The following is a 15,839-nucleotide window of genomic DNA, read 5'->3' on the forward strand; positions in this document are numbered from 1 at the left end:
CGCTAAACGCGGTCTGTCTACTTTGAATGTACGTCGACAGACGTTTTTCTTACGGAGATTTGTCAAAAAATAAGAAAAATCGGGCAACGAACGACGGAGTTTGCTAATATATTGTTTTGATTTGTCAGCAACTTTTCTTTTATCCATGCGTTTAATACAGTGTGAGTTAAAGGGAGTAACACAAAATGGGAGAGTAAGGGAGTTAAGGCATGAAATTTAAGAGATTGTTGATCACCACGATGTTGGTCGCATCGCAAGTGGCTATGGTGCTTCCAGCCAGCGCGGAGGAAATCGGGCAAGGAAACGGTCTGGAACCACAGACCGGAACACAACAGTTAGAAGTGAACGGGACAACAACCGATGTGGTGCAGCCTGGCGATCTGCCTGCAGATCAAGGAACAAACGATGGAACGACAGGAGAGACGGTTCCAGAAGAGGGTCAGGAAGGGACGGAAACCGGAGATGAAACGGTACCGCCAACAAGTCCGGTGACGACGCCTGCAGACCCAAGCATGCAGAGCCAAAGCAACTCCGGCCAACTGATTCTGATGGTGAACAGCAAGAAGATGTATCAGAACGGGAAGGAATACCTTGCCGGTTATCCGATGGAAGTGAAAGACGGCGTATCTTACATATCTATCCGGGCCATTGTGGAGCGTGCAGGATTCCAGCTGTCTTTTGACAATACAACGAAAGAAACGATCATTAAACGAGGCAACGACGAGCTGCGGTTTAAGCTGAATACGACTTATTATAAGGTTAACGGTGTGACGCAGACGATGCGGGGGAAATCCTATTCTGCGCAAAACAACTTCATGGTGCCGTTAACGGCGATCACGAAGGCGTTAAACATCTCGTATTCCTATGATGCGGTTGGCAAACGGGTGATCGTGAATTTGAACACGCTGCCGGTCGCTTCGTTTAGCATCGGCAACAAAGAAGTCATCGCCGGGGAAACACAGGTTCAATATATCACCAATGCGACTTCGCCAATCGGGCTACCGATCGTGAACGAGGAATGGATTGGACGCCAGGATGTCTTCATGACGCCGGGGGATTACACCGTAACTTACCGGGTGCAGGATTCCAGCGGCCAGTGGAGTAATCCGTTTACGCTGACGATTCATGTAGACAAGCCGCATACACCGCCGGTGGCGAATTTTACGACAGACAAAGACACCTACAAAATGGGTGAATTGATCACGTATACCGACCTCAGTACGGATGAAGTGGGCATCACCGAGCGCATTTGGGAAAATAAAGAGATGGCGTTCTTCACCCCGGGCCAGATGACGATCCGCCTGAAGGTTGTCAATAAATTTGGATTGTACTCGACCGTGGAGAAGACGATTACGATTACGAACGAGACGCTCTACACGCGGGACGAATTTAATAAGCTGTTTATTCCGGTCGGGGAAGAATATACGTTTGACGGGACCCAGGTGCCAAGCTGGGAGCGAATCCGATACGCCTTCACTTCCGATGCGGTCACGTTGATCCGCAGCAACAGCCCGGAAACGGTGTATTCCAAAGGGATTCTGTATAAGGAATCGGCGATTGGGAATACGCGCTTCATGATCCACCACGCCAATTCGACCGGGAAACCGGTGAAAATGTACGTCATCGCCACGAACAACAATAGCGAAACGACGCGTTTGACTCAAAGCAACCTTGGATTTGGCGGTCCAAGCAGTTATGCAACAGCTGCGGGGAAGGCTTCGGTCATGCGCTATTACGAATCGATGCAAACCGGTAGCAAATATAAGGATACTTGGTTTGCTCCTGGAGAAAGCAAGATTATCCTGAATGAGCTGAGCGCTACGGCGATGAAGCAAGGGGATGTCATCTCCCTGTTTGCGGATTTGTATAGCGATCATACCTTAAATTATACCGTCATGATGGTTGATCAGGATCAAGATCCATTTAAGACGTTGCCTTATCTCAGTGTCTTAAAGCCTGATATCCATAACCGCGGCACTTATATGGAAGCCACTCGCAATATTGAAGTGACCGAGCTGATCGGCAATACGCCGTCCCGGTTGCTCATCGGCGACAACTCCAGCGATCCATTCCTGATCGGATACGATGGTCCAACCGGAGAGTATCGCATGAATGCCGGAAACTTCGGCGTTCTCTACAAGGTGAAGCTGTATCGGGTTGCGCCTAACACGCTGATCACGTTTAACCCGCGCGGCGGCCATTATATGGGCGGAATTATGGTCAACGGAAATATTGTCAGCTTACCATCCTCCGGCTCACTTAGTGCGCCTAACGAGAACGCGGTATTGTTCCGCACCGGTGAGCGCGAGCAAACTGTAGATCTGGTCTTCACGGCAGCTCCGGGCAGCAACTTGTCCGTCAACCTGCTGTTCCAGCAATTGCCGGAGAAGAAGAGCGAATAAACAGAAATGTACTTTAAAGCACGGCGCGAGAGCGCCGTGCTTTTTTTGCGTCCAAAATCAGTAGATCCTCCATCAAGTTGCGCATGAAATCAATTGTGCGAATTCGCTTTCTCCTGTAAGTTGAAAGAAAGCAAGGAAAAGGAGGGGGTAATTATGAACCACCTGAAGGTGATGATTGTCGACGATGAGATTTTGGCCATCGAGCACTTGAAGCGTTTGGTCCATTGGGAAGACCTAGGGTTTACCGTAGCCGGAGAAACCGTTCATCCGCGGAAAGGGTTGGAATTGGCGGCCAAGCTGAAACCGGATCTGATTTTTGTGGATATTCGGATGCCTGGCATGGATGGCTTGATCCTGAGCGAGAGGCTGGCGGAAGCCGGGAGTCAAGCCAAGATCGTGATTCTTACCTCCTATAAGGAATTCGAATACGTAAAACGGTCACTGCGGATTGGCGTACATGATTACTGGGTCAAGCACGAATTAACGCCGGAGACCTTAACGCTGGAACTGGAGAAGCTCCGGGATACCATCGATAAGGATAAGGCAATCCAAAGAAAAATGAGCAAGACATTGCTTGAGCAGGCGAAGGCAGGAAAAGAACTTTCAAACGAAGAATTGAAAGCGCTTGCTAACTATATGGCCTCGTTTGGATCCCAGTATGTGTACATCGCTTTAGAGTTCGATACCCCTTATCCGGCTGTGGGTCGACCTATGGTCACACGAGATACGGGGATTCAGATGCCATGGGAGGCCGAGGACGGAACGAAATATCGTTGGATTGAGACGTTTACCATTGCGGCGGAGGGAACCCGGATCGGCGTTTTGCTTGGATTTGACGGCATGGTCAGCCGAAGGCAGCTGCATGAGGAACTTTTTCAGTGGAGCGCGCATTTGAAACAAGCGTATTCCGAGCATGTTTCTTCTATAGGGGGAACGGTATCCGTCGCGTGCTCGTCCGTGTTTCAGGAGGCAACGGGGCTGTTCGCTGCCGCGGCGTGGGCGGATAGGGCGCTGGATCTGCGTATTTTTACTGGGATGGACAGCGTGCTGATGTATTCCGAAGAAAAGGAAGGCACCATCTCAGCAGCGGATAGCCAAGAGACAGATTGGGAAGCGTGGATCCACCGACTACGTCATTATACGGAGGAGCATCGCCTTGCCGAAGTCGAAGAGGAGATCGACGCCATGTTTACCCTCGTCAAGAAAATGGCCCGACTTGAGGAATTGCGGATGCTCTGTAATGAATTGTCCAAGGAGCTGGATCGGCTTCGCATGAGCAAGGGAAGGTCTGCTTTTCGCGATGAACCGTATAGGGATATTGAGGGTTCTGATGATTGGACTTCGGTGTCCGGCATTGCGCGTTGGTTTAAAAAACAGTTCCGAGCCGCGATGGAGGACGAGCACAGGGACGTCTATTCAGCGAAGGTCAGGAAAGCGATCCAATACATTAACGGGCATTATGCCAAAGATTTAAGCACCGAACAAATTGCCGCGCATCTCGCAATCAGCGGCGATCATTTGCGGCATTGCTTCAAAAACGAAACCGGCCGTACGATCCTGGACTATTTAACGGAGGTTCGCATGGAGAAAGCCAAGCGTTACTTGGCGACAGGGCAATACAAGTTGTATGAGGTGGCGGAAAAAGTGGGTTACCGCAATAGCCATTATTTCAGTAAAGTGTTTCAACGTGTGACCGGACAGCATCCTCTGGAGTATTCGGAAAGGAAGCAATATCACGATGAGTAACTTATCCGGATTTAAAATGCGTGCTCGGATCCGCACCAAAATTATTGCCGTATGCGCTCTGATCCTATCCTCGTCACTATTGGCCAGCAGTTGGGTCACTTATTCGTATGTCAAGGATATTATGCGGGAACAAGCCGTCCGAGACAATACGACGAAACTGGAACAGACATCTTCTTTCATCAATCGTATGCAGGAGCAATTACGTGAAACCGCGGAATATATCATCAGCGATTCCGAGGTGAATGCGTTGATGGTCAAAGATCCAAACGATACGTACGAGCAGAGCTACTTCAAGAAAAATAAGGTTAGAGAGAAGCTGAAGCTGTTTCCCGTGATGAACTCTAGCTTGTTAAACGTGATGATTATCCGGCCGGACGGCGAGGTGTTTTCCAATTACCAAGGGTATGACAGCTACTACAAAGACTATCTGAATCAGGCTTGGTTTGTCGATTACCGGATGGGACGCAGCGAATCGCGTTTTTCGGATCCGCATGATTTTATTTTTCTCAACCGTCGGCAACAGGTGATCAGTTATGTCGTAAATTACAGGAACTTTAAGGACGATGGCGACGAGCGGTATTACCTCGTGCTGGATTTCAATCAAAAAGATCTGGCGAGCTTATTTGAACAGAGCAATAAGGATTTCGAACGTCTGCTTCTACTAAATCAGGACGGCGTTCCATTGTTCGACAGCAACCCCGGAGAGACTCGTTGGACCGATACCGATTCGGAAGGGGGAAAATATATCGAAATTGTTGATGATTCCGTGGAGGAGGACTGGAGACAAGTTGCGGTGATCTCCAAATCACGCTTGTACGAGCGGGTTAACAAGCTGTTGCTCTTTTACACGCTGATTGTGGCCGTAAGCCTCATCGTGGTGATGATGATCCTGCTTCCTCTGCTCGTGCAACTGACCCGGCCGATCTCGAAGCTGGTCCGAGCGATGAAACGGGTGTCCGCAGGCGATTTGAATATCGAATTGCAGATCCGAAGCGGAGACGAAATGGAGCTGCTGGGGCTTGGATTTAACCGGATGATGAAGGATTTGAAATCGCTGATCGAATCGCTCGTGCAAGAACAGAAGGAAAAACGCAACATGCAGATCCAGCTCTTGTTGTCGCAGATGAACCCTCATTTTATTTATAACACGTTAAATACCGTAATTTATTTAGCACATGCAGGGCGGACGAAGGAGGTGGCCGACATGACCGCCTCGTTGATCCATCTCTTGCAAAACACGATCAAAATCGGCGATGATGCCTGGTTTACGACCCTGGAGGATGAAATAGAACTGGTGAATAAATACGCTGCCATCCAGGACTGCCGTTATCCCGGACGTTTTCGAATCGAATGGGACATTCAGGAAGAGCTTTTGCCCTGCATGGTCCTAAGGATGATGCTGCAGCCGCTTATTGAAAACGCGCTTTATCATGGGATATTCCCATCCGAACGGCAAGGTTGGATTGGGATCTCTGCACGGAGATCGGATCGGTTTATCGAGGTGTCCGTCCGCGACAACGGCATCGGTATCAGCACATCCCAAACGGTACCGCCAATCCAGAATGCCTCCACGGGAATCGGACTTACAAATATTCGCGAACGCCTGAATTTTCACTATGGTGTGCAGGCAGGCCTCGAGATCAAGAGCTTTCCGGGCGAGGGAACGGAAGTAAGGATTCGCCTCCCTTTGACCATCGAGGACGGGGACTCCACCGCGGAAGACAGCCGATTTATGCGTAAAATAACCGGGTTGTGAGATTTTAACCCCATCGCTAGCGATGATAAGATCACGGTGTAAGCGGATACAAACGGACTGTGGGAGGGGTTAAATATGAAGAACAAGCGTCTGAAAAAGAGTTGGGTGACGCTCTTGGTGTTGGCGATGATGATCGCGGCGGTATTGGCTGGTTGCGCGAAGAATGATTCTGCCGCCAATCGGAACACAAGTGAGCCACCGTCGAATTCGGGTGGGACTTCGTCCAACGCCGAAGGGGAAGCTCCTTCACTCGGCGGGATTCCCACAAACATTGAAGGAGAAATCGTCGTATGGGATTGGGATGAAGCCTTCCTGACCACGATGGTGCCGGAATTCAACAAAGTCTTCCCGAATATCAAAGTGAAATACACCGTCGTCAACAATAACGATTATATGCAAAAGCTGCAAAGCGGGATTGCATCCGGCTCTGAGGTGCCTGATGTCATATTGGGCGAAATGAACTTCCGCGGGCAGTTGTTTGATCTCGATGTGCTCGACAATCTGGAGCAAGCTCCTTATCACTTCTCCAAGGACCAGCTGCTGGATTATTTGCCGCCGCTTCTCTCGAACACCAAAGGCGAGCTGGTTGGCGTCGATCAATCGATTACACCGGCTGGACTCGGGTACCGGAGAGACCTGGCCAAGGAATACCTGGGCACCGACGATCCAAACGAATTGTCCAAGCTGTTGCCGGATTGGAATGCCTTCATCCAAAAAGGGATCGAAGTCAAACAAAAAAGCGGCGGTGCGGTTACGATGATCGCCAGTTTCGACGACGCCTACCGCGTGTTGAAAGGGCAAACCGAACAGCCATACATTAATGGATCCACGATTGAGCTGACGGAGCGAATGAAGGCGCCGTTCGAGAAGCTGTTCGCCATGCGGGACGCCGGGATTCTTGGCAAATATGAGGGGTATACCCCGGGATGGAACGCGTCGTTTGCGAAAGGTGATAATATTTTCTACCCGATGGCGCCGTGGAGTCCCAAATGGAATGTGCAGGCTAATGATCCGGACGGCATCGGGCGTTGGGGCTTGATGGCCGCGCCTGAAGGCGGCTTCACGTACGGAGGAACCTCTGTCAGTGTCTATAAGAACAGCAAGAACAAGGAAGCGGCCTGGGCTTACATTTACTTCTGTTATTTGTCCACCGAAGGAATGGAAACGAACTACAAGAAGCTGGGGAATATGCCAGGGATCAAGAGCTTCTTCGAAGAGCATCGCGATTGGCTTGAGGCAGGAACCGAGCTGGATCAGTTCTTTAATCAAAACCTGAGCTTGACGTTCTACGACGACATCGTGCCAGAAGTGACGGGATCGACCCAAACGAAATACGATTCGATTGTGCAGACGGCGTTTAATTCGCTATTCCCGCTGTGGATGAAGGATACGAGCATCGGTGTGGACGGCGCTCTGGAGCAATTCAAGGAAGCTGTCAAAAATCAGGCCCCTGAGGCAACGATTAACTAATCGGGAGGATTGCCGGGGTGAGAGCGTCTCGTTTCTCACCCCAACTGATTCCTGAAAGGGGGACCAACCATGATGAATGCCCAAACGGTCGTCAACAGCAAGCCGAGGAAGCGGCTTGGACTTCGGCTGTGGCCATACTTGTTTTCGCTTCCGTTCGTGCTTCTGTATTTGGCGTTTCAGTTTTATCCGGTCGTATATTCGTTTTTCCTCAGTTTTCACGAGTGGAACGGTGTCAGCGAGAAACGGTTTGTCGGATTCAGCAATTATGTGACGCTGTTTACAAAAGATCCGTTGTTTTACAAATCGATTTACAACACGGTCGTCATCATGCTGATGTCGTTACCGGCCCTGATCTTATCCGGCATGCTTCTGGCTTATCTCATTTTTAACATGGTCAACGGGCGTATGTTTTTTCAAACGGCGAATTTTCTGCCTTATATTACTACGCCTGTCGCCATAGGCTTCATTTTCTCCTTTATGTTTGACTGGCAGACAGGGATCATCAACGCCTTATTCGTAAAGATGGGCTTGCTTAAGGACGGGATCTACTGGTTACAGGACCCCTGGCTGTCCCGGATCATCATCGCAATTATGATCGTGTGGCGGAATTTGGGTTACTTTATCGCAATCTATTTAGCGGGGATGACGGCCATTTCCCAAGATGTCTACGAGGCAGCGAAGGTGGATGGAGCAACAGCGCTTCATACCTTCACCCGCATCACGCTGCCGCTGCTTAGAAATATCTCCGTGTTCCTCATTGTTACTTCAATCATCGGAAGCCTGCAGTTGTTTGACGAGCCGAAGCTGTTGTACGGCGGCTGGACGGCTAGCCAGGTTGGCGGACCGGACAATGCGGCGCTGACGATCATCTGGAAGTTCGTCAACGATTCGTTTATGAATGTTCGTTTTGGGTATGGTGCGACGATCGCTTATGCCTTGTTCATGCTGATCGTTGTTTTCTCAATCGCCAGCTATAAGCTCTCCATGGGGAAGGGGGATCAGGAATGAAGATCGTAAAATGGGCGTTTCTCAGCCTAGTTACCCTCGCTTCGCTGTTCCCTTTTTATGTGATGTTGATGATGTCGACGTATTATTCTGAAGACATTTTCAAAGGCCTGCCGTTGATTCCTTCCGATTATTTGCTGGAAAACTTGAAAACCGTGTTTAAGACCAACTTCGTACAGGTTTACTTGAACAGTATGATCGTTTCGGTATCCGCAGTTTTTATCGGCGTTTTCACCGCTACGATGATCGGTTATGCGGTAGCTAAATACCAATTTAAGCTGAGGAGCTTTCTTCGCTATTTCATTATCATTACGATGATGGTCCCCAGCCAGGTTGGCTTGATTGGCTACGTCATCGAGATGAGAACGCTGGGGTTCGGCAATACGCTTCTCTCCGTCATTCTGGTTTGGAGCGCGTGGTCGTTTGGCGCTTTTTTCATGGTGCAGTTTATCAAGGACACGGTGCCAAATGAAGTCATCGAATGCGCGAGGATCGACGGGGCATCGGAGCCGCGAATCTTCTTTAACATCGTTATCCCGTTAATTAAGCCGGGGCTGGCCACGTTGGCGACGCTGGTGTTTCTCTGGTCATGGAACAACTACTTGCTGCCGTTAGTTACGATCAATAACAGCGATAACTATACGATCCCGCTGTTTGTTTCAACGCTGGGGTTTGTCCACCGGACCGATTATGGTGCCCGAATGGCGGCGCTGGGGTTGTCGACACTGCCTGTTCTGATCATCTTCCTGTTTGGCAGCCGCTCATTCATTAAAGGGATTACCTCAGGGGCCGTGAAGGGATAAGGGGCAAAGCGGAACCGTCGGAATCAAGCTTCTAATCTAAGAGGTGAATCGAATGTACAAGATCAGCACGCATCTTCCCCGCAAACTGACCATAACGATGTGGGATTTCTCCTGGTATACGATGACGATGCCGGGTGAGCCGTTTCACGATTTGGAGCAATGCTTCAAGGAGGCGGTGGAAAGGGGCTACAATACGATTCGCATCTGCGCGATGCCCTGCCTGTTGTTTAAGGCGGACGGCCCGCGCCATGGGCGATTGGCCTTCTCCAATCTTGGCTCAGTGGGAGTCAGGACACGCTGGTATAATTGCAAGGGTGGTGCGGAAATCGATGGTCACCAGCATTTATTAAATCTGTTCACGCTGGCAAAGCAATATGACATGTTCATCATCCTATCTTCTTGGGAGTATCAACAGAGCCCAAGCTTCCTGAAAACTCCGGAGCTATTCGAAGCGCTGCAGGCGATTCCGCCGCAGGAACGATTTATGGCTTTGGCCTTGTCGATGGATCAGTTGATCCGCTTCGTCAAAGCGGCTGGGCTTGGGGACCGCATCGCTTACGTGGAATTGCATAATGAGATCGAGTTTGGGCGGTTGAGTCAGATGGCGTTGGAGGCGGGTATCCCGTCCCGGCAGCTTGGCAAGCTGATCCGGTATACGAAGTCTTATGTGGAGGAGGCGCTTGCCTATTTACAAGAGCAGCATGCCGATCTTCGGATCACCGGCTGCTACACGCTGAACGAACCCTATTCCAAAGACAGTGTGCCGGGTAACGAGGAGGTCGCCCATTTTCATATGTATATTAACGGCGTATTGCAGCAGTTGATGGAGGAGACAGGGATCCGTAATCCGAATATTAAATTTCCTAATGCTTTGGTACGATCTCTACTAAGAGATGATGCTCCGCCGTTTGAGGACTACCGGCTGCCCGTCGGCGAGGAATGGCGAATGCATGAAAATCCGGTCGGACTAAAGCTGATGTACGTCCATGACTGGTGCGACCCGGTGAAATGGGATTTATACTTGTATGAGCATTACGGCGCACATAAGCAGGCGATGCTGCAGAAGGTGGACGAACGGTTTCAGGAAACCGCGGATTGGGCAGAGAAGCACGACATTCCGGTTGTTATAGGCGAAGGATATGTCGGCTATACGCCGCTGTTCGCCCAATTTGAGGAAGGTCCGATCGGCAAAGCTATTGCGGAATACGCCATACGAAAAGGGATGGAGCACGGCTTTTGGGGCATGGTGCTCTGCTCCAATTGCGCTCCTCATCATCCCTTTTGGTCCGACGTCGCTTGGCAGCAGAAGTGGAACCGGTTTATTTTGAACAGTTGAGATAGATGCTAACGCTCTTTTGCCTTCTTTAAGGCAAAGGGGCTTTTTTACGTTTCGCGGAGTTGGATCCCGTCGAATTGACGCTGCTGTGAATTTGGGGCATTATTAGAAGAGACGCATGGAACGAAGGTGCAGACGGGAGGAATGTCACATGCTGTCGACCGAGGAGATTATAAAAGTGATGTCCAGCCGGGGACTGCGGATTACCGACCAACGCAAAAGCTTGGCCAAACTGTTCGCTGAGCGGGACGGGTATTTGACCCCTAAGGACGTCTATGAATATATGGGTAAGGAATACAGCGGCCTTAGCTTTGATACCGTGTACCGGAACCTCCGGGTGATGGAGGAGCTGGGGGTGTTGGAGCAGGTCGTATTTGAGGACGGTTTGAAGTTCCGAGCCAGCTGCAGCAGTGAAGGGCATCATCACCATCATATGATCTGCTTGCAATGTGAGAAGACGTATCCGATTCATTTCTGCCCGATGCCGCTGACCGATGCGCCGGAGCAGTTCCAGGTTGTGAAGCATAAGTTTGAGGTATTTGGGTATTGCAAAAATTGCCGGCCGGACGGCAAGCCGCAGGATGCCGCGCCGGAGCAACACGAGGTGCACTGAGATGGGGCTCGTCCGCAAAACGTTTCAGGCGCCGATCCACGTGTACCGCAAGTTTATTTCGCCGCTCAAGCCGCCAACCTGCAGGTTTTATCCGACCTGCTCGGCATATGCTTTGGAGGCGATTGAGGTCCATGGCCCGCTGAAAGGGTCTTGGCTGGCGGCCAAACGGATCGTGAAATGCCAGCCGTTTCATCCGGGCGGTTATGATCCGGTTCCCCCTAAGGTAGAGAAGAAGCGCGGGGGAGAGCAAGGCACGCCTCCGCTGAGCGGCGGACAAGCCTAATCGCATTTGTGCGAGACCAACTCCAGCGCGGCTTGACACGGTTTGGAAATTTTTTTAATATAAAGTTTGAAATGAACAACCTCAACCTCAATACTTTCCAGTGAACGGATGAGTACAAGGATTGGATCCAGCCACAGAGAGCCGGGGGAGCTGCAAACCGGTCTGGAGCGTCTTTGGAATATGGTCCGGGAGGAACCGTCTTTGAGCCGAGCAGCGTGCGCTTTATGCGCAGCGCTTCGGTAAGGAGATGGCGTAGAGTCCGGCGTTAACGGACGGTCGAATTTCGACCAACGGAGCCCGCAGCCTGTGAAGGAGCGGGGAAATTGGGTGGTAACGCGTGAGAACTCTCCCGCCCCATATGGGGCGGGAGTTTTTTTGTTGTATTGTCATGAAATAAAAGGAGATGAATCGCGATGTCCAACAAACCAACATTTTACATTACGTCGCCGATCTATTATCCAAGCGATAAGCTGCATATCGGCCATGCCTATACGACGGTGGCGGGGGATGCCATGGCGCGGTACAAGCGGCTGCGCGGCTTTGATGTCCGCTATTTGACGGGGACGGATGAGCACGGACAGAAGATCGAGCAGAAAGCGAAGGAAAAAGGCCAAACCCCGCAGCAGTTCGTAGACGGGATCGTGGCGGGGATCAAGCAGCTGTGGGAGAAGCTGGACATTTCCTACGATGACTTTATCCGCACAACGGAGCCGCGGCATAAGCAGGTCGTGGAGGCGATTTTTGACCGTTTGCTGAAGCAAGGGGATATTTACAAAGGGGAATATGAAGGCTGGTACAGCATTCCTGACGAGACGTATTATACGGAATCGCAGCTGGTGGATGTCATCCGCAATGAAAAAGGCGAAGTGATCGGCGGGAAAAGCCCGGAGAGCGGCCATGCGGTAGAGCTGGTGAAGGAAGAGTGTTATTTCTTCCGGATGAGCAAGTATGTGGATCGTTTGCTGAAGTTCTATGAGGAAAACCCGGACTTCATTCAGCCGGAGTCCCGCAAGAATGAGATGATCAACAACTTCATCAAGCCGGGGCTGGAGGATTTGGCCGTCTCGCGCACAACGTTCGACTGGGGCGTGAAGGTCAAAGGCGATCCGAAGCATGTCGTGTACGTGTGGATCGATGCGTTGTCCAACTACATCACGGCCCTTGGTTACGGTACGGACAATCAAGAGCTGTTTGAGCGGTATTGGCCGGCAGACGTTCATCTCGTGGGGAAAGAAATCGTGCGCTTCCATACGATTTACTGGCCGATTATGCTGATGGCGCTGGGGCTGCCGCTGCCGAAGAAGGTGTTTGGCCATGGCTGGCTCTTGATGAAGGGCGGGAAAATGTCCAAATCCAAGGGCAACGTCGTGGATCCAAACGTGCTGATCGACCGTTACGGGCTTGATGCTACCCGGTATTATTTGCTGCGTGAGGTGCCGTTCGGTTCGGACGGTTCGTTTACGCCGGAAAGCTTCGTACAGCGGGTGAACTCCGATCTAGCCAACGACCTTGGCAACCTGCTGAACCGTACGGTGGCGATGATGGAGAAATATTTTGGCGGCGAGGTGCCGGCTTATGAGCCAAACGCCACGGCGTTTGATGCGGAGCTGGAGCAAGCGGCGCTGGATACGGTCCGCAAGGTAGAGGAGGTTATGGAGAACATGGGGTTCTCCGTGGCGCTCACCCATATTGGGGCGTTTATCAGCCGAACGAACAAATACATCGATGAGACGCAGCCGTGGGTGCTGGCCAAAGATGAAGCGAAGAAAGGCGAGCTCGCTTCGGTCATGGCGCATCTGGCCGAGTCGCTGCGCATCGCCTCGATCCTGTTGCAGCCGTTCCTGACACAGGCGCCGGCGAAGATCTGGGCGCAGCTCGGCATCGCTCCCGGGGAGCTGACGACCTGGGAGAGCGCCAAGACGTTTGGCCTGATCCCGGCCGGAACGAAGCTCGTCAAAGGCGAGCCGATCTTCCCGCGGCTCGACGCAGAGCAGGAAATCGAGTTTATTTCGAACTCGATGACCGGGGGTACGCCGGCGGCTGAGGCTGCCGCCCCGGCTGCCGCTTCGGCGTCGACGCCGGCACCGGCAGTGGAGAAGCCGGAGCCGAAGGACGAAATCGGCATCGACGATTTCGCCAAGGTAGAGCTGCGGGTCGCGCAGGTGCTCGCCTGCGAGCCGGTGCCGAAGGCCGACAAGCTGCTGAAGCTGCAGCTGGATCTAGGCTATGAGCAGCGCCAGGTCGTGTCGGGCATCGCCAAGTTCTACAAGCCGGAGGAGCTGGTTGGACGCAAAGTGATTTGCGTGACGAACCTGAAGCCGGTGAAGCTGCGCGGCGAGCTGTCGCAAGGCATGATCCTCGCCGCTTCGCAAGGCGATCAGCTGACGCTGGCGACGGTGCCGGATACGATGCCAAATGGCGCCATCGTGAAATAAGCAAAACGGATAAGCATGAATTGTGCAGCACGCGCAATCGATCTAGGCCGCCAGAGGAACCTTCCTCTGGCGGTTTTGTTTGTTGTGCACGACTTCAAGGAAGAATAATAGAGGTTGACATTCCAAGAGGAGGGTCCTATAATCCTTGTTGGTAATCATTACGATTAAGAGAGGGAGTTATTGATGTTTATACATAGATTTAAGCGAGGGTTCGTCTTAGCAGCCGCGGGGCTTACGTTACTGTTCGTTCTAGCAGGCTGCGGGAAGAACGCAAGCAGCGGAACGATCGTAGAAGGCAAAGTGAACGTGATCACCAGCTTTTATCCGATCTATGAATTTGCCAAGACGATTGGCGGCGAAGAAGCGAACGTCATCAATTTGCTGCCGACCGGCGTTGAGCCGCATGATTGGACACCGCGCAGCCAGGATATTTTAAATGCGTCCAAAGCTCAGCTGTTTTTGTATAACGGCGCTGGGCTGGAGGGATGGGTTCCGAACTTTCTGAAGGGCCTAGGTGCAGATGCCAAAGTCAAAACCGTGGAAGTCAGCCAAGGGATCGATTTGATCGAAGCGGAAGGCGATGACGGTCACGGGCATGGCGAAGAAGCCGGGCATGAAGCGGAAACAGACTTGGACCATGAGGAGGAAACGGCGGCCAATCAAGTGGACCCGCACACCTGGGTTAGCCCGAAATCCGCGATCATCATGGCGGAGAATATCAAGAACAGCTATATCGAGGTAGATCCGGAGCACAAGGAGGCTTATGAAGCCCGGTATCAGGAACTGCTGGGTCAACTGCAGGCATTGGATGCCAAGTTCACCGAGCGATTATCCTCGCTGCCTAAGAAGGAAATTGTGGTTTCCCACCAAGCATTTGGCTACTTGTGCCGGGATTACGGACTAACCCAACATGCGATTATGGGGCTGTCACCGGAGGCTGAGCCGCGGGCTCAGGACTTGGTGGCATTGTCGAAGCTGGTGAAGGAGAAGGGCATTCGTTATGTATTTTTCGAAGAGCTCGTTTCGGATAAACTAGCCAAGACGCTGGCTTCCGAAGCTGGTGTGGATACGCTGGTGCTCAATCCCGTGGAAGGACTGACGAAAGCCCAAGCCCAAGCTGGCGATAATTACTTTACGTTGATGGAGAAAAATTTGCAAAATCTGATCCAAGCTCTACAATAAGAAGAAACTATATGTACCGGAAGGACGCTAAGTAAATGAAATCCGACGCAACTACGGCACAGGATGCCGTTTGTCATGACAGTGTAATCGAGCTTGACCACGTTTCCTTCGCGTATCAGGAACAACAAGTGATCTCCGACTTCAGCTTTGTCGTCCGCGAGCGGGATTTTATAGGCGTGATCGGTTCCAATGGCGCGGGGAAAACCACGCTGCTGCGGATGATGGTCGGTCTGCTGCAGCCAACCGAAGGGGAAATTCGCTTGTTCGGCGAGCCGATCCGGCGCTTCCGCGATTGGGAGCGGATCGGCTACGTGCCGCAGAAGAACGCCTTTAATCCCCTGTTTCCGGCGACGGTCCGCGAAGTGGTGTTGTCCGGCCTATACAATAACAAGAAGCTGTTCCGCCGGATCGGCCGTGAGGAACAGCGCAAGTGTGATGATGCGCTGGAAGTGATGCGGATCGGTGATATCCAACATAAGCGCATCGGCCAGCTTTCCGGCGGCCAACAGCAGCGGGTATTTTTGGCGCGGGCGCTCGTGAACAAACCCGATTTGCTCGTTTTGGACGAACCCACCGTCGGCATTGATGCTCAGACGCAAGCCGATTTTTTTGAATTGATTTTTCATATGCACGCCCATCATCACATGACGTTTCTGATGGTCTCCCATGATATCGGTATGATCGAAGGGAAGCTGGGCCAGGAACCCCGCAAGCAGTGTGGGGCGATCAAATTTTACGTGCGCCACTCGCACGAGCAGGACTGCGCGATCCCGGATCTGCAGCATTCGTTGGTTTAGGAGTTGTTTAT

The 15,839-nt window shown here is 51.7% G+C and carries 12 protein-coding genes; all 12 read left to right on the plus strand.

The window, feature by feature from the left end; genetic code table 11:
- Window positions 1–209 precede the first annotated feature (209 nt).
- The 12 genes from M3G15_RS08315 (at window position 210) to M3G15_RS08370 (ending at window position 15,828) form a co-directional block, all read left to right on the plus strand.
- Window positions 210–2,402, plus strand: coding sequence for a stalk domain-containing protein (locus M3G15_RS08315; RefSeq protein ID WP_260070606.1), 2,193 nt, complete (start codon window positions 210–212; stop codon window positions 2,400–2,402).
- A 153-nt stretch (window positions 2,403–2,555) separates the two neighbouring features.
- A complete protein-coding gene (locus M3G15_RS08320) occupies window positions 2,556–4,148 on the plus strand; it encodes a response regulator transcription factor (RefSeq protein WP_260070607.1) in 1,593 nt (530 codons plus the stop codon).
- Entirely contained in the window at window positions 4,141–5,904 is a 1,764-nt protein-coding gene (locus M3G15_RS08325) for a sensor histidine kinase (RefSeq protein WP_260070608.1), read from the plus strand. The genes M3G15_RS08320 and M3G15_RS08325 overlap by 8 nt, the downstream gene beginning before the upstream one ends.
- A gap of 75 nt (window positions 5,905–5,979) precedes the next feature.
- Window positions 5,980–7,374, plus strand: coding sequence for an ABC transporter substrate-binding protein (locus M3G15_RS08330; protein ID WP_009225320.1), 1,395 nt, complete (start codon window positions 5,980–5,982; stop codon window positions 7,372–7,374).
- Window positions 7,375–7,443: 69 nt separating this feature from the next.
- Window positions 7,444–8,382, plus strand: coding sequence for a carbohydrate ABC transporter permease (locus tag M3G15_RS08335; RefSeq protein ID WP_260070609.1), 939 nt, complete (start codon window positions 7,444–7,446; stop codon window positions 8,380–8,382).
- Complete coding sequence (locus M3G15_RS08340; RefSeq protein ID WP_009225322.1) at window positions 8,379–9,182, plus strand: carbohydrate ABC transporter permease; 804 nt, start codon at window positions 8,379–8,381, stop codon at window positions 9,180–9,182. The genes M3G15_RS08335 and M3G15_RS08340 overlap by 4 nt, the downstream gene beginning before the upstream one ends.
- Window positions 9,183–9,234: 52 nt before the next feature.
- Entirely contained in the window at window positions 9,235–10,518 is a 1,284-nt protein-coding gene (locus tag M3G15_RS08345) for a cellulase-like family protein (RefSeq protein WP_036645275.1), read from the plus strand.
- Between the two features lie 151 nt (window positions 10,519–10,669).
- Complete coding sequence (locus tag M3G15_RS08350; RefSeq protein WP_016311681.1) at window positions 10,670–11,131, plus strand: Fur family transcriptional regulator; 462 nt, start codon at window positions 10,670–10,672, stop codon at window positions 11,129–11,131.
- A gap of 1 nt (window position 11,132) precedes the next feature.
- Window positions 11,133–11,414, plus strand: coding sequence for a membrane protein insertion efficiency factor YidD (gene yidD, locus M3G15_RS08355; protein ID WP_028538267.1), 282 nt, complete (start codon window positions 11,133–11,135; stop codon window positions 11,412–11,414).
- A 413-nt stretch (window positions 11,415–11,827) separates the two neighbouring features.
- Window positions 11,828–13,849, plus strand: coding sequence for a methionine--tRNA ligase (gene metG, locus M3G15_RS08360; RefSeq protein WP_260070610.1), 2,022 nt, complete (start codon window positions 11,828–11,830; stop codon window positions 13,847–13,849).
- Window positions 13,850–14,032: 183 nt separating this feature from the next.
- Window positions 14,033–15,031, plus strand: coding sequence for a metal ABC transporter substrate-binding protein (locus M3G15_RS08365; protein WP_260070611.1), 999 nt, complete (start codon window positions 14,033–14,035; stop codon window positions 15,029–15,031).
- 35 nt (window positions 15,032–15,066) lie between these two features.
- Window positions 15,067–15,828 (plus strand): metal ABC transporter ATP-binding protein, encoded by a 762-nt coding sequence (locus M3G15_RS08370; protein WP_260070612.1) that lies wholly within the window; start codon window positions 15,067–15,069, stop codon window positions 15,826–15,828.
- Window positions 15,829–15,839: the final 11 nt, after the last annotated feature.

The organism is Paenibacillus sp. p3-SID1389 (genome assembly GCF_025151705.1).
Taxonomy (GTDB): Bacteria; Bacillota; Bacilli; order Paenibacillales; family Paenibacillaceae; genus Fontibacillus; species Fontibacillus phoenicis.

Coding starts and splice junctions, on each gene's coding strand:
- M3G15_RS08315 (WP_260070606.1), top strand. CDS start 210: ATGAAATTTAAGAGATTGTTGATCACCACGATGTTGGTCGCATCGCAA.
- M3G15_RS08320 (WP_260070607.1), top strand. CDS start 2,556: ATGAACCACCTGAAGGTGATGATTGTCGACGATGAGATTTTGGCCATC.
- M3G15_RS08325 (WP_260070608.1), top strand. CDS start 4,141: ATGAGTAACTTATCCGGATTTAAAATGCGTGCTCGGATCCGCACCAAA.
- M3G15_RS08330 (WP_009225320.1), top strand. CDS start 5,980: ATGAAGAACAAGCGTCTGAAAAAGAGTTGGGTGACGCTCTTGGTGTTG.
- M3G15_RS08335 (WP_260070609.1), top strand. CDS start 7,444: ATGATGAATGCCCAAACGGTCGTCAACAGCAAGCCGAGGAAGCGGCTT.
- M3G15_RS08340 (WP_009225322.1), top strand. CDS start 8,379: ATGAAGATCGTAAAATGGGCGTTTCTCAGCCTAGTTACCCTCGCTTCG.
- M3G15_RS08345 (WP_036645275.1), top strand. CDS start 9,235: ATGTACAAGATCAGCACGCATCTTCCCCGCAAACTGACCATAACGATG.
- M3G15_RS08350 (WP_016311681.1), top strand. CDS start 10,670: ATGCTGTCGACCGAGGAGATTATAAAAGTGATGTCCAGCCGGGGACTG.
- yidD (WP_028538267.1), top strand. CDS start 11,133: ATGGGGCTCGTCCGCAAAACGTTTCAGGCGCCGATCCACGTGTACCGC.
- metG (WP_260070610.1), top strand. CDS start 11,828: ATGTCCAACAAACCAACATTTTACATTACGTCGCCGATCTATTATCCA.
- M3G15_RS08365 (WP_260070611.1), top strand. CDS start 14,033: ATGTTTATACATAGATTTAAGCGAGGGTTCGTCTTAGCAGCCGCGGGG.
- M3G15_RS08370 (WP_260070612.1), top strand. CDS start 15,067: ATGAAATCCGACGCAACTACGGCACAGGATGCCGTTTGTCATGACAGT.